This is a genomic window from Nitrospira sp. Nam80, assembly GCF_965152575.1.
Map to the genome: position 1 here is coordinate 3,387,952 of NZ_OZ224216.1, position 19,546 is coordinate 3,407,497.

Sequence of the window (19,546 nt, forward strand, 5' to 3'; positions counted from 1 at the left end):
CCAATGCTCTTCACGCAATGAAAGCCGAACGGAGCCGCGAACCCTTGGAGGAGCGCAATCGAGTCGTATATAATGCCGGGAACGAGAGGCAATGTATGACAACCGCAGAAGAGATTTATGCTCAGCCGCTTCAAAGCTTGGCCGAGCTGATCCTTTCCGTAGCAGGAGAGTCGGTAAGCTTGGTCAAACGAACTGCGCCCGAGCGCGCGATGAGATTTAAACGCAAAGAGGAATGGACAATTTACTTGGAATTCATGAAAATTCTCTTTAACCTGGCCGACCGCGTGTCGGTCCTGCATGTGCCGATAAAGGACCAGCCGGAATTCATGGATAGCCTGGAAGACCGTGTGACCGCGCAGCTCAAACAGGTCTTACGGCCTGCCCTCGAGGCCGGATCCGATCCAACGGAAATCGTGCTGACCATCGGCACGGCGGTTGTCGAAAGCCGGCAGATCTATGAACAATACCGATTCCTGGTGAGCGAAGACAGTCCATCAAAGGACGAGATGTTCCGTGATTTCGGAGAACGAATTGCCGAATTGGCTGGCGTCCCGGGCAATCCGCAGCTCACGTCTGCTGCGATGCTTTGCGTGAGTGCAGCCATTCCGGCCATCCAAGCGATTCTTGAAGGACCTTCGGCCTCTGAGACCTCCGATAAGAGACCGGCAGTCCCAAACGCCGACGGACAAGGACAAACTCCGGATCCGGCCGCAACCGGAAGCGAAATCAAACTCGTGAGCGTCATGTCGAGCGTCCACGGAGAGGAAGTGGAAACCCGGTGGGGTCTCCATCCCCGCTTCCGTCAGGACCTGAAGCAGGATGAAATCCAGCAATTGACCAAACTGATGAACCGAGTAGCGAAAATCCTCGGAGGGCGCTATGCTGCAGTAGCCTTTTCCAAGGAGTGGACCACCTGGCATCGGGCCGGCCATGCATGATGCTCGAGCTTGCCTTAGAATTTAGGCTGCATCCATTCCGCCGGAATCAACCAACGTGCCGAGGAGGTGTAGTTAGTGGAACAACAGGGGCAGTCTTATCCCGGATCCGAACAACTTCCTCGCAGTCTGCATCGACTTGCCGAAGTCGCTCATAATCTTTGGTGGAGTTGGACCCCTGCGGCACGGAAGCTCTTTGAGACGATTGATCCGACACTCTGGTTTTTAACTCATCATAACCCGGTCAAGCTGCTGACCGACGTCAAGCCCGAGCGGTTAAGCATTCTCGCTCAAGATCCCAATTTCGTGCGCCAGTATTCGGCGGTATTGCGAGCCTTCGATGAATATATGACGGATACCAAGACCTGGTTTGCTACACAGTTCCCAGCCTTGACGAAATCGCAGATCGCTTATTTCTCCGCGGAGTTCGGCTTCCATATTTCAATTCCGATTTATAGCGGAGGGTTGGGCATTCTGGCGGGAGACCACTGCAAAGAGGCCAGCGATCTTGGGATTCCTCTTGTCGGCTTGGGCTTCATGTATCCTCAAGGATACTTCAAACAACGAGTGACAGCAGAAGGATGGCAAGAAGCAGCCTATGCGCCGTTCAGCCGCGACGAATCTCCGATCCATCAAGCGATTACGCCCGCAGGCACATCCTGTTCGATTCAAGTCGAAATCGGGAACCGCCAAGTCACCGTCCTCGTGTGGCAGGTGCGCGCAGGCCGCATGTCGCTGTATCTCATTGACACCGACCTGCCGGAGAATTCGCCCGAGGACCGAGCGCTCTCCGCTCGATTGTACGGGGGAGATCAAGAGACACGCCTTTGTCAGGAAATTCTTCTCGGTATCGGAGGAGTCCGCGTGTTACGTGCGATGGGGATTGATCCGTCCGTATGGCATTCCAACGAAGGCCATTCCGCGTTTCTTACCCTCGAACGGTTGCGCGAATACGTCCAGGCCGGCCATACCCATGCGGAAGCCAATGAACTTGTCCGACAGAGCAGCGTGTTTACCACTCATACGCCGGTCCCCGCGGGACATGATATTTTTCCGTATCATTTGATGGATCGCTATTTCCATCGTTACTGGGACCAGTTGGGGCTCTCGCGCGAGGAATTTCTCCAATTGGGCGAGACTCCTGAATCAAAAGGTCATGGATTTAATATGACGGCGTTAGCTATGCGCTTATCCGCGCATCTAAACGGCGTGAGCCGAGAGCATGGCCGCGTGTCCCGACGCATGTGGCAACATTTATGGCCGGGGCTTCCGGAAGATATGGTGCCCATTCGGAGCCTCACGAACGGAATTCATACGCCGACATGGATCGCACCGGAGTTCAATGCGCTGTTCGGCCGATATCTGAGCCCTGAATGGGCGGAGCGCGTGGATGATTCCGCGATATGGCAACGTGTGACGGATATTCCTGACGCCGAGTTGTGGGCTACTCGCCAGACCGTGAAAAGAAAATTGATGAGTTTTATTCGCGAACGTGCGCGAGGAGGTTGGATCCATGGCCAGCTGCAGAGTTCGCAAGTCCTCGCTCGAGGCACGCTGCTCGATCCTGAAGCTTTGACCATCGGCTTCGCGCGCCGCTTTGCGACTTACAAACGCGCCACGCTTTTGTTCCGCGATTTGGAACGGCTCAAGCGGTTGTTGCACAATCACTGGCGTCCCGTCCAAATCATATTCGCCGGCAAGGCCCATCCGGCAGACGAGCCGGGACGTTATTTCATCCATGAGGTATTGAGGGTCTGCAACGACCACGCGTTAGGAGGGCGGATCGCCTTCCTTGAAGACTACGACATGCACATGGCGAAATATCTCGTGCAAGGTGTCGACGTCTGGCTGAACACGCCCCGTGCTCCGCTAGAAGCAAGCGGGACAAGCGGTCAGAAAGCGGCCCTCAATGGAGTCCTCAATCTGAGTGTCCTGGACGGATGGTGGCAAGAAGGCTACAACGGGGCAAACGGATGGGCAATCCAGCCTTCCGCCGACGGCACGGATCCGCAAGTGCAGGACGCGTATGACGCTGAGCAGTTGTATCGATTATTGGAACAAGAAGTGGTTCCTCTGTTCTATCAGCGTGACTTGGATGGTGTCCCACGTGGATGGTTACAGATCGTCAAGGAAAGCATCAAGACTATTGCTCCGAAATTCTGCACGAAACGTATGGTTAAACAGTATATGGATCTGATGTATGCCCCGGCCACTACGAGAATGCCCAGCGCTTGGTAACTGGTCTTGTTTTATAAACCTGCACTCACTGGTTTTCGCCTTTCCCGATGCTTGCCGGTTCTAGTTTTCTTTGCCTTCTTGCTCGTTCCCCGCGCTGTGACAGCGGCGTCTGCTTACCCTGTTGCGGTCGAATCGTCCGCCGCCAAAGCCTTTAAGGCAGGGCGCTTTGAAGAGGTTCTTCACCAGCTCGAGCAGGAGACCGCGAACCGAAAAGAGCCTGGGAAGGAACTGCTGCGCCTGGCCTGCTTAAGCCAGATTAGACTGGGGCGACCGGAGGAAGCGGTGGCTCTTTACATGCGGCTGTATCCCGTCGGACACACGGACGATCCCAGGTTATTGCGCGAGTTGGCGCTGAGTACGATTATCGGTCGTGTGCGGGATCCTCAGGAGCATATCCGTATAGCGGCCTACACAGCGCTCGCGGAAATCGGCGGCGCTGGCCGTCTTCCGGTTTTGGAAGATGGCCTATTGGATTCATCGGCATTGGTCCGGGCCAGAGCGGCGGAAGGAATAGGAAAAGCGGGAGCGGCAGGCCGGTCTGAGGCGCTCAAGCGCGCATTGAGGGATGAAGCCCCGGGCGTGCGCATAGCCGCCATCAATGCATTAGGTGACGCGAATGCCTCGGGCATCTCGACACAGCTCGCCGACATTGCCCGTGTCGATCACGGGCCGGAATCCATTTTTGCATTGGCGGGTCTTTATAAATTGGGTCAGGCGGACGTCCTGTCGGATATTACGAGTGCGGTGACACTGCCTAATCCAGAGGTCCGCATGGCCGCTATAGGAGTATTAGGTCGCCTCCGGCGGCCTTCAAGCCTGGGCACACTCAGCCAAGCGGTGTATGATCCCGCCCCGTCGGTTCGTGCTTTTGCCGCGGGCGCGCTCGGGGATTTTGGTAGTCCCGACGGCGTTGCACCTCTCATCCATGCGCTCGGTGACGAGCACGCCCGGGTGCGGGGGATAGCCGCTACGAGCCTTGGGCGACTAGGCGTTTCCGAGACACGCTCGGTCTTGCAACCTCTCCTCAGGGATCCGGTTGAACAGGTTCGAGCCGGCGCAGTGGAAGGGCTCTTGAGACTGGGCGACACCAGCGCGCTTTTGCTCGCCGCCGATCTTGCCCGGCATCCGGATCCGTCCGTGAGGGGGGCGATTGCTCAAGCTCTGTCCGCCACGTCGAGCCCCAAGGTGCTGCCGCTGCTTGATTCATTGCTTCGCGATCAACAACCCTTGCCGCGATTGATGGCGGCTCGGGCGTTAGGCAAAACCGGTCTACCAAACGCCGTTTCTCCCCTAAAAACCGGGCTTCGCGATACGGACGTAGCGGTAAGGATCACGGCGGCGGCGAGTGTGTTTGCACTCTTGGAAAGTAAGAGTGGTAAGACTCCTGGTAAGGGCAAGGGTTAGGACAACGGTATGTTAAGGTTCTTAGGAATGATCGTGCTTCTTCTCGGCGCATTCGCCTTAGGATATGCATGGGGAAAGCGTCCGCTTGCCGACCTAGAACACACCGTCAAAGAACTTTCCCGAAACGTCGTCGATACGACATTGGGAATCGAGCGAGACCTTCGGAGAAGGCAAGGACTGATTGACGCCAAAGCCAGAATCGTTCAAGCAAAATCCGATCTGTTCAATAGAAATCCCGCCACCGCGGCAAAAGAACTGGCGGAAGCTATTGATTCGCTCGAAAACACGACCCAAGGAGTCAAATCGGTCGATCCGACCGCTCAGACGAGAGAATTAGCAGCCAAGCTTCGGCAAGTCAGACTCGAAGTCTCGCAAGGAAAGAAAGGGACGACAGGAAGGCTGGATGAAATTCAGAAGGAACTCGACGCACTGCTCAACAGATAGAACACACTTCACGCATGGGCCGGCTGTTTTTTCCATTTGGCCAGAATGCGTTCGATCCGCATTCGAACTACCATATCATTATCTTTCAGAAGAGGTTTGATGGCGTCTCGACCCCGCTCATCGCCGATCGCTTCTAATGCCGCGGCTGCAGTAAGTCTTGTAAACCAATCTTGATCTTTCAGCATTTCGATAAGCGGCGAAATCGCCTCTACAGACTTAATGCGCCCAAGAGCGAGCACCGCCTGCTTGCGGATCAATTCATCTTTGTCCGTCAGCGCTTTAACAAGGTGGGCTACCGCCGGTTCCCCTAATGAAACCAATGCATCGGTCGCATCATCTTTAAATTCATCATTGCGCAGCTGCGCCATTAATGGATCAAGTACCCGTTCATCGTGGATTTTTCCAAGAGCCGCGATTGCATACTTCCTCACGTCCCAATCACGCAATAGCTTCAGCAACGTTTCGACCGCGGGTGACCCAATTTGACCGAGCCCATCGATTGCGACCTCTCGGACTTGCCAATCTCCGTCTCGGAGAGCGCGAGCCAATGGCTCTACACAACGTTCATCACCCATCTCGCCCAAAGTAATCGCGGCCTCGCGGCGAACGACCCAGTCCGGATCCTTCAACAGGTCGATTTGAATATCGATCTCGTCTTTAACTTGTTCTTCTTCTAACGCGACATCCTGATGCGCGTCCGCCTGCTGAAGAGACGCGTCTTCTGCGGTCACAGTGAATTCATCGGATAATTGGTCGGTCAATTTTTCGTCCGCCACTGAATCAGATGACGCTTGTCTGGCTGCCTGATCGGATTCGTGTGTCATTGAGGAACCTTCAATACATTAAATTCCATTAATCAGCAATTTTCAGCAAATAACTTCAGCCGGCAACAGCCTCACTTTTTCCCTCGGCCCCTTTTCCGGCAGCCCGACCTTTTCTCGCGACCATAGCCCGTCGCTTTCGCTGTATACGCTTCAGCCGCTTCTTGAGTGCTCGGAAGGACTGATCTCCCGAGACATGCTCCTTCCGCCCCATTGAAATTTTTTTCTTGAGGCGTGCCTCATCTGACTCGGTCTTCGTCTTCTTTGCCATTCGAACCACTCCTTTATAGCCCCGGCTATCAGTTCAGTCTAGTCAACGGAGTTCTGCACTGTCAACTGAATCAACCGGCGGAAAACGAAGTTACGCCCAAATGCGCGTGGGGACGGGGTTATGCGCGGTATAATCACCGGCCCATATAGCCGCATGACGGCGTTCCCGTCTCTCATACAAAACCTCGCGCGGGAAAAGTCGTTCTATAGGAATAGGGTTTTGGATTCTTGACGGGAATCCTCTGGTTCTTGTCGCTTCAATTTCTCCTTCGAACGCTTCTCCGAAGCTGATTTGATTGACAGCTGAAACAGGAGGTTGACCTTGCAGGACAGGCATTACGGGGCTGTGTTGGCCTACTACTTCCAAATGGACGACTGAAGTCCCGGCGTTCACCATGCCCAATTCCACCGCCGCCGCATGCGAAACATCCAGCATCCGACCCGCGACATATGGGCCTCGATCATTGATGCGAAGGTGTACCTGCTTTCCATTCACGAGATTAACAACGCGTACCAGGCTGCCAAGAGGCAGTTTCCGATGTGCGGCTGTCAAAGCCGTCATATCAAATACTTCCCCATTGGCCGCAACGCGACCATGGAATTCCTTCCCATACCAGGAAGCCACTCCACGATCCTTAATTCCCAAATCCAATGCGATGTCGCCTTTGGCGAGAGAGGAACATCCGGTGAAAATGAGGCATCCGACCAAACCCAGAACGCCGGAGATCGATTGATGGAGCACCATCGCTCGTTCCATCCGCCACCTCATCCTTTGATTGTTCAGAAGCCATCACAACGGCATGTCAACCAAACGCCTTCAGCAGAAGAAACGCTATAAAGCACCAGGAATTTCAACAATACCGTGACCGTAGCGGGCCCGCCCTACTTCTGTATCCAGTAAATCAAACGATAGGCAGAGCGGTCAAAATGGAGGACCTTCTATCTATCTATTTCCATTTGATCGTATATAAAGGATGGCCGGGCTCATCGTCAATCGCTAATCACCGTCCTTCCGGAAGCACTGCCTTTACGTCTGCGGGATGAAAGTCCCGGATCTCAGTTTTCACGATGAACGACCGGCAAATCTCAACGAAACCGCAATGCGCGGTCCTCAAATTTGGTATTGAGTACGAATCGCTCGAAATTCTTCTCCAGCACTTCCGATAAGATTTCTTCCCCGTCGTGAGGTTGAAACCAGAAAATATTTTTATGTTCGCCGGAGTGAGCGACGGTATCCGTGATGGAACTATCATCCGCGCGATTCTTGGCCTGGATGGCCAATTTGCTCCTCGCGTTAACGTCGGTAAATCCGAATCCGCCCTTGGCATCGACATGTAGATCGAGAATTTTTCCCGAAAGAACGATATCCGGTCCGTCACCGTTGGACAACGGTGCGGTTTTCGAGTATTGGACTTGCCATCCCTTCTTCTTCAAATAGTCTGTAAAAGCTTGAGCGGCTTCTTCTCCTGCATTCCCGCTCGGCACATTGAAATAACTTTCGCCGCCCCACATTGAGCTGCGACTTCCCATTTTTGTAGGATCGGTGCGCCCGTCTTCAAAAGGCACCACGCTAACCCGCGGCCCCGCCATGCTCTTCACGGCCGTATTGTTGCTTGTCCCATTTTTGGGTTTCGCAGTCAAATTGACCGGAATGATATCGCCGCGTCCCGCACAGCCTCCAAACAGCATGATTACCGCTCCAAGAAAAGCGGCGCACTGTCCTACGACCATCTGATCTCGCCTCATGGGTTCAACGAGCCTCCTTCTTGAGAATTCTCACGATCAGTCGATTACTTTGAATGGACAACGATGGAACGAACCGTCAGCCCCTCGCGATTCTTGACGTAAGTCAGCGTCACTCTTTCACCGGCTCGTATGCGGTTCAGTGCAATCCGTTGTTCTCCACGTACGATGCTCGCCCCTTTTATCACAACAGCCCCTATGACGATCTCATCCTTCATTCCCGGCCGGCTTTTGACCATGATAACCGGAGGCGTCTCGTCCGCATGAACCTCGTCAACTATTCCACTGATTACCCGGACATCATCGTCCGACGCATAAGCCCGTAAGACCGCGTATACCTGGAGAATACCAATCAGGCAGCACAGCATCGCCCAGGATGAAGTACGATATTCCAGTCGATTTCTATTCATACATTACCTTCATCATTCACTGGGGGTCGGCGCAGCGGCGAGACTTTAGCAGGTTGAATTTCACGTGTAAAGTTTATGCGAGCGGAGTTCATCTCATAATAGAAGGTCGCCCGGGAGATTGCGCGCCCGCTTGACTGGCTTCAGCGGTGTCGGTAATATCCGGCACACGTCTGCAGTTCAACGCTGTTGACCTGCTACCGATAGATCCAGCCTGGGCATTGCCGCCATCGCATGATCGAGGTCCAACAGATCACCAAACGTTACGGCACTCTGACCGCGATCGAACGCGTCACCTTCCGCGTCGAAAAGGGTGAAGTGCTTGCTTTCTTGGGTCCCAACGGGGCCGGCAAGACGACCACCATGCGCATTTTGACGTGTTTTATGCCGCCGACGGAAGGAACGGCCCGGATCGCCGGATTCGACTGTATAGATCAACCGATGGAAGTGAAGCGGCAGATCGGATATTTGCCGGAAACCCCACCCGTCTATCAGGAGTTGACGGTCGAGGAATATTTAACGTTCGTGGGACGGCTCCGCGGCATGAGCGGCAAGGACCTGACGAACGGTATCGACCGTGTTGTCGAACGGGTTTCGATAGGGTCCGTGAGAAGGCGATTGATCGCCAATCTGTCGCGCGGCTACCGCCAACGAGTCGGGCTTGCTCAAGCGCTGCTCCATGATCCGCCCGTATTGATTTTGGATGAACCGACCGTCGGGCTGGATCCTAAACAAATCATCGAGATCCGGGAACTAATTAAAAGCCTCGCCGGCTCACATTCAGTCATTCTCAGCACCCACATCCTTCCTGAGGCTACGGCCGTCTGCCAGCGAGCGGTCATTATCAACAACGGTCGCATCGTCGCTGAAGACACGCCGGCTCAACTCTCCGCGCGTCTGCGGCAATCGGAAAAGGTCAGCATCCTGCTGAAGACACCGCCTGCGAACGCCGTTGAACGGCTCCAGTCCTTGCCCGGAGTCCTTCACGTTCTCCCCGGGGTTGTTCCCCATATGTTTATCGTCGAATGCGAGCTCGGCCTGGACATTCGAGAAGATCTAGCTCGATTTGTCGTCGAACAGGGATGGGGACTCTTAGAGCTTAAACTAGTATCAATGACACTGGAAGACGTCTTCCTGCGCCTCACGCAACATGAGGACGGAATGTTGAAGCAGAATGAAAATACCGGAAGAGACAGACGTCTAACCGAACCATCCGAACCGATCACGCCGCCACAGTCGAATTGAAATTTTTATGACACCCGTCCAAGCCATCATCGCCAAAGAACTCAGGTCTTATTTTGTGTCGCCGGTGGTGTATGTCGTTGCGGGGGTGTTTCTGCTCACATTCGGGTTCCTGGCCTATCTCTATATCGTCTTCACCGGGGCTCAGGCTATACAGTTGATGCAAATGCAAGGCGGCATGGCTCAGATCAACCTCAATGATCTAGTGTTTCGCAATCTCTTCGCCAGTATGCGTTTCGTGTTGCTGCTAATTCTTCCGATTTTAACGATGCGGTTGTTCGCGGAGGAACGAAAACTGCGCACATTCGAGTTCCTTATGACCGCGCCGATCCGCATCAACGAGATCGTCGCGGGGAAATTTCTCGGCGTCTGCATCATCTATTTCGGCATGTTGATCGTGACGATGTTCGTACCTGTGGTATTGGGACTCTTTAGCGATTTCGATTGGTTGCCGGTCCTGACGGGGTATTTGGGCCTGGCTCTCCTCGGAGCGCTGTTTCTTTCCGTAGGAGTATTTGCATCCACTCTGACGGAGAACCAGATCGTCGCCGCCTTCACGAGTTTCGGGCTGCTCCTCATGTTCTGGCTCTTATCCGGGTTAGGCTCCGTGCTTGGCGATACGGCCGGCGGCAAGTTCTTTTCCTACCTCTCCTTCATGGAGCACTATGATCACTTGGTGCATGGCCTGATTGATACGAAAGACCTGGTCTATTATGCCAGCGGTGTGGTTCTGATGTTGTTCTTGTCTCAGCGAGTCGTGGAATCCAGCCGATGGAAGTAACCCGTTCCACGATTCTCGGGATCGCCGGGATCACGTTCGCTGTCGCGGGCTTCGTTCTCTATACTTTGATGCCCGACAAGGTCGCTCTTCTCAGCTTGTGCGAAGGCCTTGCCTTGTTTTGCTTCGCATTGATGCTGGGTATGGAGTTTCAACGACTGAAATCTTTTTCGGCCCGACGCTCGACTCGAATGGGAGCGCATAGCTTCTTAATGATCGCGTTGTTCCTGGGAATCCTCGTCATCATGAATTTTCTGGCCGCCCGGCATTCAGTGCGCTGGGATTTCAGCGAGACCCAAAACTATACGTTGTCCCCGGAGACACACCGCGTACTGAGAAATCTAGGCAAAGATGTCACGATTACGGTATTTACACGCGAGAAAGACCCCGGTTTTCAATCCTACAAGGAACGGCTGGACAGTTATCGACAAGCCAGCAACAAATTGACCGTGCAATTCGTCGATCCGGAGCGGCAGCCGAAAATCGCGCAAAATTATGGAATTAGCAGGACCGATACTGCGGTCTTCGAAAGCGGCGCCCAATCGGTGCGTATCATGTCCCCATCGGAAGTGGAGATCACGGGCGCGCTCCTCCGAGTATCCAAAGACGTGAAGAAACGAATTGTGTTTTTGGAAGGCCACGGTGAACGAAGTCTGGAAGACAAGGATCGTGGCGGATTGTCGTTGACGAAGGAAGCGCTTGGTAAGCAGGGTTACGAGGTCGGCACTGTAAGTCTCCTTCAAGAATCGGCTGTGCCGGACAATACGCAGGTATTGATCATCGCAGGTCCTCGAAAAGCGATTACGCAGGAAGAGAAAGAGCGGCTGTACGCCTATGTCGCCAAAGGCGGACGTGTGATGGTGCTCCTTGATCCCGACACTCAAGCCAATCTCGATGATCTGCTCATACGGTGGGGGATGGAGATGGGCCGCGGCGTGCTCGTCGACCTCCAAGACCGCTTGGCGCAGGGTGATTTGACTCATCTTCTCGTTCGCACATTCACGGAGCATGAGATCACGCAGGATCTAACGTCAGCCGTGCTGTTCCCGTTGTCCCGCCATATCAAGTTTCACGAAGAAGCGGGCAAGGATTGGGAATATGTCCCCTTGGCGCGGACCTCACCAAGAAGCTGGGCGGAAGCCGACTTAAAGGGCCGCGTCGTCAGCTATAACGAAAAAGAGGATATCCAAGGCCCGCTTCCCCTGGCCGCCGCCCTGGTCCCCAAGAAGGCGCCTGAAGAGGGGCAACCGCGTCCCGCCATCGTGATCGTCGGCAACTCGGCATTCGCGAGCAATGGATTTATTAACTTTCCCGGAAACAGCGACTTCTTTCTTCACGCGGTCGGATGGCTGGCCGAAGAACGGGATCTCATAACAATTAGCCCAAAAGAGCCGGCCCTCCGGCCGTTTGTTCCCAATCCCCTTCAAGAGCGGGTTCTGTTATACGTGCAGGTCATATTCCTTCCCGCCATAACGCTTCTTTTGGGCATCGTGGTGTGGCGCAAACGGCGACGTTTGTAGCGTATGACTCGTTATTGGCCTACCCTTCTCATGGCGGTCATCTTTTCTGCCCTCGGCCTCTATGTCTATTTCGTGGAAATTCCGGCTCAGCGTTCAGAGGACAAGCGAGACGCGGAAAGCCGCCGATTACTCGCCTTCGATGAGGCGCAGATCGACAACCTTACAGTGAAAACCGATTCCGGCGAAGTGGGCCTTCAACGAAGCAGCGACCAGACCTGGCGCATCGTCTCTCCCATTCAGGCGGACGCGGACAGGCGTGAGGTCCAAGGACTTATTCGCGCCGTCATCACCGGCAGCGTTAAACGGGTGGTGGAAGAGCAAGGCGGCTCGCTTGAAGCTTTTGGGTTGAGCCGGCCCTCCACGGAAATCTCCATTTCTGCCGGCTCTCAACAGGAACGCGTCGCCATCGGCGACTCGGGTCCACTCTCCTCGACGCTGTATGTGTACCGAAACTCCGATCGGAAAGTCTTGCTGACCGATCTCGCCCCCAAGGATTTTTTGAACAAGTCGCTCATGTCCTTCCGACGAAAAGAATTGCTACAGTTCAGTCACAATGACGTGGAGCGACTCAGGCTCACCTATCCGCAAACTGAGATCGTCCTCTACAGCCAGGAACAGAAACCGAAGAAGAAATGGAAGATTCGGTATCCCGTCGAAGCGGAAGCGGATCGCACGGAAGTGCAGGCGCTGCTGTTTCGTTTAGAAGATCTGAAAGCGATGACCATTATCGACCCCGGTCCCATGCGCGACACGATCGCCAAAACCTTGTCGAAACCAAAGGTTAAGGTCACGATTCACGCGGGAGGCGCAGACCAAACCGTAAGAATTTATCAACCCGATGCCTCCAGCGGCGAGGCCTACGCGGAAACCTCCGCCGACGGTCCTCTCTATAAGGTCAGTCCAACGACCATCAAGGATTTGACGAGAGAACTGTTCCGGCTGCGGGATAAGCGTCTGCTTGGCGCGGAGACGGACGATATCGCCCTCCTGTCCGTCAAAACAAGAGATCAACAGTATGTGCTAATCCACCAGCATGATGAATGGGTATTGGAAGATAAACCGACCGAAAAAGTCAGCCAGGAAATCGCCGACCTCTTTGTCAGCCGGGTGGTGAATCTACCGGTCGAAGAGCGGGTCTTGAAACAACCGGCGGCGTTGGCTCCATACGGGCTGATCGCCCCTGCCGCCGAATTTGTGGCGACCGGTAAAGATGGAAAGATAGTCGGAAAGCTGACCTTGGGTACTCAGGTAGGCGGCTTGATCTATGCGATGGGCCTCCGATTACCCGGGGTCTATCAGGCGCGCGCAGATCTTTTGACTCAGATACCGACCGCGCAGTCTCTTCTGAAGTCGTCGCCGGCTCAGGATGAAAATAAATCTTAAGGACTGGATTCGAGCGAACGGGTCAGAACCCCCCAGGCGCGTGTGAACTGTTGTGTACGTTTCTCTGTATAAGGGCTATCTTGTCGCGATTCCCGGCGATAAAGCGTCATGAAGAATGCGGAGTGGATCTTGCGTTCGGCACTCCACTCCGCTATAACGCTGGCAATCTGCCCTCCATGGCCATGGCCTTCTACCTATTATTGAGGAGGATTCGTCAATGAATGTACGGTCGGTGCTGTTAGGACTATTCTCCGCCATTTTGATCGGCGGCTTGTCTGCCTGTGCGACAGAAGACGCCGGCATGAAACCCTCGAACGCCGCTCCCGCGTCTCGCGCGGCCTCCGGTGCGACTACTGAAAGCTCCGTGCCGAAATCACTCGACACAATAAGTGATTCGTTGAATACTTGCCTTGCCCGGATCCCGAAGGACTCATCTGCGGGCGCCCGCATGATCGCCGAGAACAGCTGCCGCCGCGATGAGGCTATCCGTACAGGAACCGCGAGGAGCGGCGATCGCGCCTCTGCCGGGGCTCAAGACGACACGCTGCAGGCTTGCATGAGCCGCATTCCAAAAGAAGCCACGGCCGGTCAACGGATGCTCGCGGAAGAAAGTTGCAAGCGCGACGAGGCGGCCCGCAAATAACTGTATCCCCCTTCGTTATTGCCACGCTCCGAGGAGCCATACCTGCTCGGAGCGTGCGCCTTTCTCTACTCTTGTATGCCGCCCATACGCGCCGCCGATAGCATAATGAAATACCCTGTTGAGAATGGGCCCTCCTACTGCGATAGAGTCGCAGGCCATCTACAGGAGAGGACCGCATGCCGACGATCACGACCAAGGAGTTGACGACACCTGAAGATCGCGAAACGCTATCACAACACTGTCAAGAGCCGTTTCGCCATTGTGCACTGCGCGATGGACCACGGGATCAAAAGAGCACCCGGCGCTTTGGCTTGGATCGGAAGAGGGTCCGAGCGTGGCGTCGCCGCTGGCTAGGCCGCTGGCCTTGCCGGCTTAGTTCCGCGCTATCCGCCCATCCGCGCGCGCCGCATTGCGGACTCGACCGTAGCGTTGATCGAGCACGCCCGCCGGAACCTCGAGTACGGGGCGGTCCGCACCCGCATTTGGCTCGACCGCGTCCATCGGATCCGGGTCGCCGCCGCCACGATTCGCCGCATCTTCCACCGGCTTGGCTCCCCGTCGCTCTGCCGCAAACCCGCACGCCGTCCTCGGCAACTGATGCTCTTCAGTCGCGAGCGGCCTGGAGACTGTGTGCAGGGGACGTCAAAGAAGTGAAAGTCGGCTGGCACCAAGTGTTTCCAATACACCGCCATCGATGCCTGCACCCGCTACCCGATCCTCCGTCTCTATCTCCGGAAAAATCACCAGACCAGCCACATGTTCTTGACCACGCTCCAGACCGCACTGCCGTTTCCCATCCTAAGACTGCAAGTCGATAACGTACTATATGCGGAACGCAAGCACGCCGTGCGGACAGACCTTGTATCATGAACGAGGATCGGGACGTGATAGATCGCTTCTTCCTCAGGTCTGACAGACCGTGCGCGAGCGTAGGTCATCACGTCCCTTCGTCAGCAAAGCCCGTACAGTTGCCAGGGCCATTGCAAGCCCGCATCGTGGCAAGGCTGGGCGAAGTTGAAGGAGGTGTTATGACGCCCCCACAACGCTTTATCGGAATTGATGTTTCGAAGCATCAACTGGATCTCGCCGTTCTGCCCCGCAGGCCCCGGGCTCTCCGTCGCCAATAGCGCCCAGGGGGTTATCGGAGGAGCGGTGGCTGGAGAAGGACTATTCGATTGAAATGGACATGATGGCCGCCAGGCGCTGTGGGTCTTGCTCTTGGGATGCGCCGGCGGTACGAACGGCGCGATGCGGACTGATCAACTTCCCTAAGAGTAAACCGGTTCGATCCGGCATCACGTCACACTCATAGTCGTGCCGCTCCGGTGTTATAGTCCATCGACACAGCTCTCTTCCGTGCTGATCAAAGACGGACAATGGCTGGTCATGAGGCGCCCAGGCCGCTATCTTGACCAGTGCCTTTCCTGAGGCGGGATCGGGAGCGCGCACCATGAAACGGGGTGTTGCTCCCGTCCGGGATTGGCCTCCTTCCAATGCCCATCGGGCTTTGTCTTCCGGCCGCCCCCACGTGCCGGTGAGATACCTAGCCGACGGATCATCGGTATTGAGCATGAGCTTTGAAGGGATGCCGGCTAGACTCGGCATGTCTACAAATCCTGGTTGCGGCTCTTTCTTCTCCACATAGGAAAAGACAGAACCGGAAAGCATCCAGGACCAGAGAAAGTTAGGGTGTCCGTCTTGATAAATGGCGGTCCAGGGGAGCACTGAACGAGATTCACCCGGAAACGAGACCAGATCGATGCCCAGATCCTGCATCTTCAACGCGATGACGGGGTCCGACGACGGATGACCGGCGATGACAAAGAAGCGGGCCCGGCCTTCTCGAACAATAGCATGCATGTCACGATACAAGCGCATGACGGTCCGTTCCACTGTTTGAAAAACCGGATGCGTTGAATCTTGAAACAGAAGATCGTCCAGCCGGTGAACGGGAACTGGGAAATCCGCCGCCGCTGGAACCCCTTGGTGCGCATAGAGCCAGTCCTGCCAGGCGTAGTAGAAGACATCGGCCGCATACCGTAGCCGCAGAAAGCCAAGCCAAGAGTCTTGGATACGGAACGAAGGTCGTTGAGGAACGCGCTCGTTAAGGATCAACTCGCCTTGCGGATCATAGAACGGTTTGTAGACGCGCGTGGAAGGATACCGGTGGTCGTAAGGCAAGGCCGTATCACCGTAATCGTTCGGGCAAAAGAGCAAGGCGACAACGTCCGGTTTCACGCGATCCAGCAGGCGAGGCAACAACCGGCGCTCTTGCGATGCGCCGAAAGCGGGTATGCCGGCGTTGAAAATCTCGACTGGCAAACCGGTCAGGCGATAGCGATGCGCGAGCGACTCGCTCAGTCGCTCTGACTTCTCCGACCCCCAGCCATACAGCCAACTGTCACCAAGCAACAAGATCTTTTTCGACTGCCTGTCACGCGCCCGACGCAGCTTCTCGTCCCAGTCGTCGTCTCGAAACCCGTCCGCATTAATAGCGACCGGAACCGGGATGGGATAGTCTCCATGGGACGATTGCGTCCGTAGGTTTGCTCGACCGATCCAGCCGATTTCCGGTTCAAAGACGATCTCGTTGAGCGTATTGACCCCGAAAGGGTTGTCAGAAAAACGGTAGCGGGAATACGTTTCGAGCGCCACACCAATCAGGGCAATCCAGGCGAGGAATATGAGCGAAGCGACCCTTAACCGGCGTACGTCAGAATGCATCCCGTCTCCAATGCAGAACCAAAACGCAGCACATTGTAGCACTCCCAGTTGTAAGGAGTCGTTATGGAAGATTGCCCGTACGCCGGAGATCTTAGCCAAGGCAGATCCACCTCGTCCCTGATGGCGACGACGAGGTTAGCTTGACGCGACTTACACAAGCATGTATTTTCAAAGTCATGCCCCCGTAGCTCAGTTGGATAGAGCAGCGGTTTCCTAAACCGCGGGTCGCACGTTCAATTCGTGTCGGGGGCACCAAACTTTGAGCACGTTCCATCGTGGGTCTTCGCATTTCGGTCGGCCTTGTCACCACCGTAATGGGGCGGCACTGGAATCGTGTCGGTACCACCGTGCCGCCGCCCCGAGCCCATTAGCTGTATAACTTATAAACCAACCGGCGTTGTGGAATCTGACGGCGCGGTCAGCTTTGCTATCTCCATCATAATCAGGCGGTGCAGGGAATCAGTGGCGAAGGATATAGAAGGAATAGGTATAAGTGAACGACCAACAACGCTGAAACCCTATCGCGGCGCCTCCTGAGGAATTATTCTCGAATGCTTTCGGGCCTCGTCTAACACAGAGTCAATGACCCCACATCGACCGCTGCTCCATTGATGACAGCCGCATTTGACGCACGGACTGCTAAACGGAAATGCGTTTCGGGTGGCCAGCTTCCTGTCGCGGTAACGCTCTTCATGAAAACGCCGTCTATGATAATGCGGTCCTTTTCATAACAATTCTTATGAGAACCGATTCCATCCTGGCAGCGCGAACTCGGACATCAGTGGCTCATGTAGCATCTCTGTTTGCTGAACTTGTACCGTTAGCATTTGCCGCCTCACTTCTTGAATATTTGATGCCTCGTATCTATTCCAGATGAAGGATAATCGATCCGACCGGAAATGCAGATGCTGCTTCGTCTCCATGAGCCACCTCCAATTTTCCGAGCTCGGAGGATCGTACGGGCCTGTTTATCATTAAGTATCGCAGTGCCAATACGAACGACGAAATCACTCATGACTAATGCTCCTTCCTCTTTTGTTCGGCAAGCCATTTCCTAAATACATGGTCTTCCGCCATGGAATACCGGTTCGCATTGGGCAATGGACAGATTGCCGACTGAGTAGAACTACATACTTGCTCGGCCTCCACGCGTCTATCTCCGAACCGACAATATTAATGACACACCCCTAATGGATGACGTGGGCAATTCACTGTGAGTCTGATTCCAATTATCCCCACGCATTGCTGTGGATATTAACATCAATTCCGTTGTCATTAAGGTGTACAGCGGTGTGCCGTTTTGAACCCTTTTTAATCACTACCATTTCCTCTACCCACCTTAGGAGGAAGCGCCTTATAGGCGCACGAGGGATAGCGCGGCACGCCATACCGGCTATGCTGCTGGATGTTGCGTAATTTGTGACAGCATCACTCACTTACCTCACTAAGGAGAGCCGACGATGAATCTCCTTTTCTCACCCGAGCCCTCGCAACTCCAACTCATCAAGATAGAGCGTCACAAAGAGGAGCCGTCGAGGTCCTGTAAAGTGCATGCTCCCATGAATCTGCCGTCCACGAAGCGCCATCGCTATCGCATGATGGTTTTAGCCTTCGTCCATGCCTATATCGCGTTTCATCTCATTTCCTGGCATATCTTCGGTATTGAGATTTGGGGAAAGACCGCCATGATGGGTGTGCCGTCCTTAGCCAAAGGCACGATTAACGCGGCGGCCATTATGGTGATCTTAATTTTGGCCTCCATCTTTATATGGGGACGCGGGTTTTGTGGCTGGGTCTGTCACATGCGGGGCGCGATAGAGTTCGCCGACTGGATCTTGCGGAAGCTCCAGGTCCGTCAGTATCTGAAACTGCGTGAGAAAAATATCCTGGTCAACACAGAGCATCGCTGGCTCCTGCGCATTGGTGCGCTGTTCGTCCTCCTCTTGCCGGTCATCATTCTGATCCACAATGTTGGGTTTGCCCCAAAGGTGAACGTGATGGCGCCGGTGCCGATGGCCGATTTGCCGGGCTATGAAGGCAAGGCGTTTGCGAAGACCGCATTTTTCAACTTCAACATCAGTCCGACCTGGCACGATTGGGTCATTGCGTTCGGCCTTGCCATTTTTATCCAATTCACCATGAGTATCCTGCTGAACCTTCGCTATGGTCAGGGCGCCTTTTGTCGGATCCTTTGTCCCTATGCCCCAATGATGGTCCCCCTTATGAATCGTTCGCCGATCCAGAAAAAAATTACCCGCGTGGCGCAATGTACGGGCTGCCGCGACTGTAGTAATGCCTGCCCTCAAGGAATCGATGTTAGCCGAGAAATCTTTCACTTTAATGGGAAGGTAGTGAACACCGAGTGCATCAAATGTTACGCCTGCATCGATGCGTGTGATGACAACGTCCTGACAGATACCGCCGCGCCCGCCGTACCACAAACCGACCGACTGAAGCCGTACGAGAAACGCCCCTGGCAGCAGGCGCTCGTCCGGAAGGATGGGTTGTTAACGAATGCCCGGCACATGCAGGTCTTCGAGCCCCTCGGGCCGGTCGCCGATTTCATGTCCATCATTGTGGCGTTGATCTGCGGGGGCATCACCTCCCGATTCGGCGGTTTCTGGTTCTATCCGGGCGCCATCATGGCCTTCATCCTCTTTCGACAGTGTTGTTTGCGGTCCTCTGTCGCGAAGGAGAAGCCGCCCACGGTCGTCGCGCAGCCTTAAGCCAAAATGACTATGCCCAATGTTTCAGCTCACAAAGGAGGAAACCCATGATTACCACCCCAGCACGCGTAAAAGAGTACTACGGCCTCACTGCAGAATTGATGATGTACTTGAAAGAGACGAAATCTTACTGGCTTGCCCCCGTCATTTTCGTGTTGCTCGCATTAAGTGCGCTGACCTTCTTTCTTGAAGGGAGTGTGCTTGCGCCTGCAATTTATTCGATTTTCTAAAGGCACCTGAGCTGATGGTGCTAGGTCAGCCGCGTCAT

General features: G+C 54.8%; 18 protein-coding genes and 1 tRNA gene. 12 read left to right on the forward strand and 7 right to left on the reverse strand.

Annotation, left to right across the window (positions count from 1 at the left end):
- Positions 1-95 precede the first annotated feature (95 nt).
- From ACWGXE_RS15950 to ACWGXE_RS15965, 4 genes are all read left to right on the forward strand, one after another.
- Positions 96-938, forward strand: a complete 843-nt coding sequence (locus ACWGXE_RS15950) for a hypothetical protein (RefSeq protein ID WP_447598941.1) — start codon at positions 96-98, stop codon at positions 936-938.
- Positions 939-1,013: 75 nt separating this feature from the next.
- Positions 1,014-3,173, forward strand: a complete 2,160-nt coding sequence (gene glgP, locus ACWGXE_RS15955; protein WP_447598942.1) for an alpha-glucan family phosphorylase — start codon at positions 1,014-1,016, stop codon at positions 3,171-3,173.
- Positions 3,174-3,224: 51 nt separating this feature from the next.
- Positions 3,225-4,577: a HEAT repeat domain-containing protein gene (locus ACWGXE_RS15960; RefSeq protein ID WP_447598944.1), complete on the forward strand. Its 1,353-nt coding sequence runs from the start codon at positions 3,225-3,227 to the stop codon at positions 4,575-4,577.
- Between the two features lie 9 nt (positions 4,578-4,586).
- The gene (locus ACWGXE_RS15965) at positions 4,587-5,021 is read left to right on the forward strand and encodes a hypothetical protein (RefSeq protein ID WP_447598946.1); all 435 of its coding nucleotides are present in this window, start codon (positions 4,587-4,589) and stop codon (positions 5,019-5,021) included.
- An 8-nt stretch (positions 5,022-5,029) separates the two neighbouring features.
- On the opposite strand, the gene ACWGXE_RS15970 is transcribed toward ACWGXE_RS15965, so the two are convergent.
- The 5 genes from ACWGXE_RS15970 to ACWGXE_RS15990 all read right to left on the reverse strand — a co-directional run bounded on the left by ACWGXE_RS15970 (position 5,030) and on the right by ACWGXE_RS15990 (position 8,265).
- Positions 5,030-5,845, reverse strand: a complete 816-nt coding sequence (locus ACWGXE_RS15970; RefSeq protein WP_447598948.1) for a HEAT repeat domain-containing protein — start codon at positions 5,843-5,845, stop codon at positions 5,030-5,032.
- A 55-nt stretch (positions 5,846-5,900) separates the two neighbouring features.
- Entirely contained in the window at positions 5,901-6,113 is a 213-nt protein-coding gene (locus ACWGXE_RS15975; protein WP_447598950.1) for a hypothetical protein, read from the reverse strand.
- Between the two features lie 90 nt (positions 6,114-6,203).
- Positions 6,204-6,869, reverse strand: a complete 666-nt coding sequence (locus ACWGXE_RS15980) for a septal ring lytic transglycosylase RlpA family protein (protein WP_447598952.1) — start codon at positions 6,867-6,869, stop codon at positions 6,204-6,206.
- A 329-nt stretch (positions 6,870-7,198) separates the two neighbouring features.
- Entirely contained in the window at positions 7,199-7,858 is a 660-nt protein-coding gene (locus tag ACWGXE_RS15985) for a hypothetical protein (RefSeq protein ID WP_447598954.1), read from the reverse strand.
- A 44-nt stretch (positions 7,859-7,902) separates the two neighbouring features.
- Positions 7,903-8,265: a hypothetical protein gene (locus ACWGXE_RS15990; RefSeq protein ID WP_447598956.1), complete on the reverse strand. Its 363-nt coding sequence runs from the start codon at positions 8,263-8,265 to the stop codon at positions 7,903-7,905.
- Positions 8,266-8,496: 231 nt separating this feature from the next.
- Here ACWGXE_RS15990 and ACWGXE_RS15995 point away from each other — a divergent pair, with 231 nt between their 5' ends.
- The 5 genes from ACWGXE_RS15995 to ACWGXE_RS16015 all read left to right on the forward strand — a co-directional run bounded on the left by ACWGXE_RS15995 (position 8,497) and on the right by ACWGXE_RS16015 (position 13,828).
- Complete coding sequence (locus ACWGXE_RS15995) at positions 8,497-9,507, forward strand: ABC transporter ATP-binding protein (RefSeq protein WP_447598958.1); 1,011 nt, start codon at positions 8,497-8,499, stop codon at positions 9,505-9,507.
- A gap of 7 nt (positions 9,508-9,514) precedes the next feature.
- Positions 9,515-10,285 carry an ABC transporter permease gene (locus tag ACWGXE_RS16000; protein WP_447598961.1) on the forward strand — a complete coding sequence of 257 codons (771 nt, stop codon included), beginning with the start codon at positions 9,515-9,517 and terminating at the stop codon, positions 10,283-10,285.
- Complete coding sequence (locus tag ACWGXE_RS16005) at positions 10,276-11,802, forward strand: GldG family protein (protein WP_447598963.1); 1,527 nt, start codon at positions 10,276-10,278, stop codon at positions 11,800-11,802. The genes ACWGXE_RS16000 and ACWGXE_RS16005 overlap by 10 nt, the downstream gene beginning before the upstream one ends.
- 3 nt (positions 11,803-11,805) lie before the next feature.
- Positions 11,806-13,185: a DUF4340 domain-containing protein gene (locus ACWGXE_RS16010; protein ID WP_447598965.1), complete on the forward strand. Its 1,380-nt coding sequence runs from the start codon at positions 11,806-11,808 to the stop codon at positions 13,183-13,185.
- Positions 13,186-13,402: 217 nt separating this feature from the next.
- A complete protein-coding gene (locus ACWGXE_RS16015; RefSeq protein ID WP_447598967.1) occupies positions 13,403-13,828 on the forward strand; it encodes a hypothetical protein in 426 nt (141 codons plus the stop codon).
- A gap of 372 nt (positions 13,829-14,200) precedes the next feature.
- Here ACWGXE_RS16015 and ACWGXE_RS16020 read toward each other — a convergent pair whose 3' ends face one another.
- A complete protein-coding gene (locus ACWGXE_RS16020; protein ID WP_447598969.1) occupies positions 14,201-14,422 on the reverse strand; it encodes a hypothetical protein in 222 nt (73 codons plus the stop codon).
- A 573-nt stretch (positions 14,423-14,995) separates the two neighbouring features.
- The gene (locus ACWGXE_RS16025; protein WP_447598970.1) at positions 14,996-16,552 is read right to left on the reverse strand and encodes an SGNH/GDSL hydrolase family protein; all 1,557 of its coding nucleotides are present in this window, start codon (positions 16,550-16,552) and stop codon (positions 14,996-14,998) included.
- Between the two features lie 178 nt (positions 16,553-16,730).
- On the opposite strand from ACWGXE_RS16025, the gene ACWGXE_RS16030 reads away from it, so the two are divergent.
- The 3 genes from ACWGXE_RS16030 to ACWGXE_RS16040 all read left to right on the forward strand — a co-directional run bounded on the left by ACWGXE_RS16030 (position 16,731) and on the right by ACWGXE_RS16040 (position 19,508).
- A tRNA-Arg gene (locus ACWGXE_RS16030) sits at positions 16,731-16,807 on the forward strand.
- Positions 16,808-18,012: 1,205 nt separating this feature from the next.
- A complete protein-coding gene (locus ACWGXE_RS16035; RefSeq protein ID WP_447598971.1) occupies positions 18,013-19,278 on the forward strand; it encodes a 4Fe-4S binding protein in 1,266 nt (421 codons plus the stop codon).
- Positions 19,279-19,325: 47 nt separating this feature from the next.
- A complete protein-coding gene (locus tag ACWGXE_RS16040) occupies positions 19,326-19,508 on the forward strand; it encodes a DUF5989 family protein (protein WP_447598972.1) in 183 nt (60 codons plus the stop codon).
- The last annotated feature ends 38 nt before the right edge of the window (positions 19,509-19,546 follow it).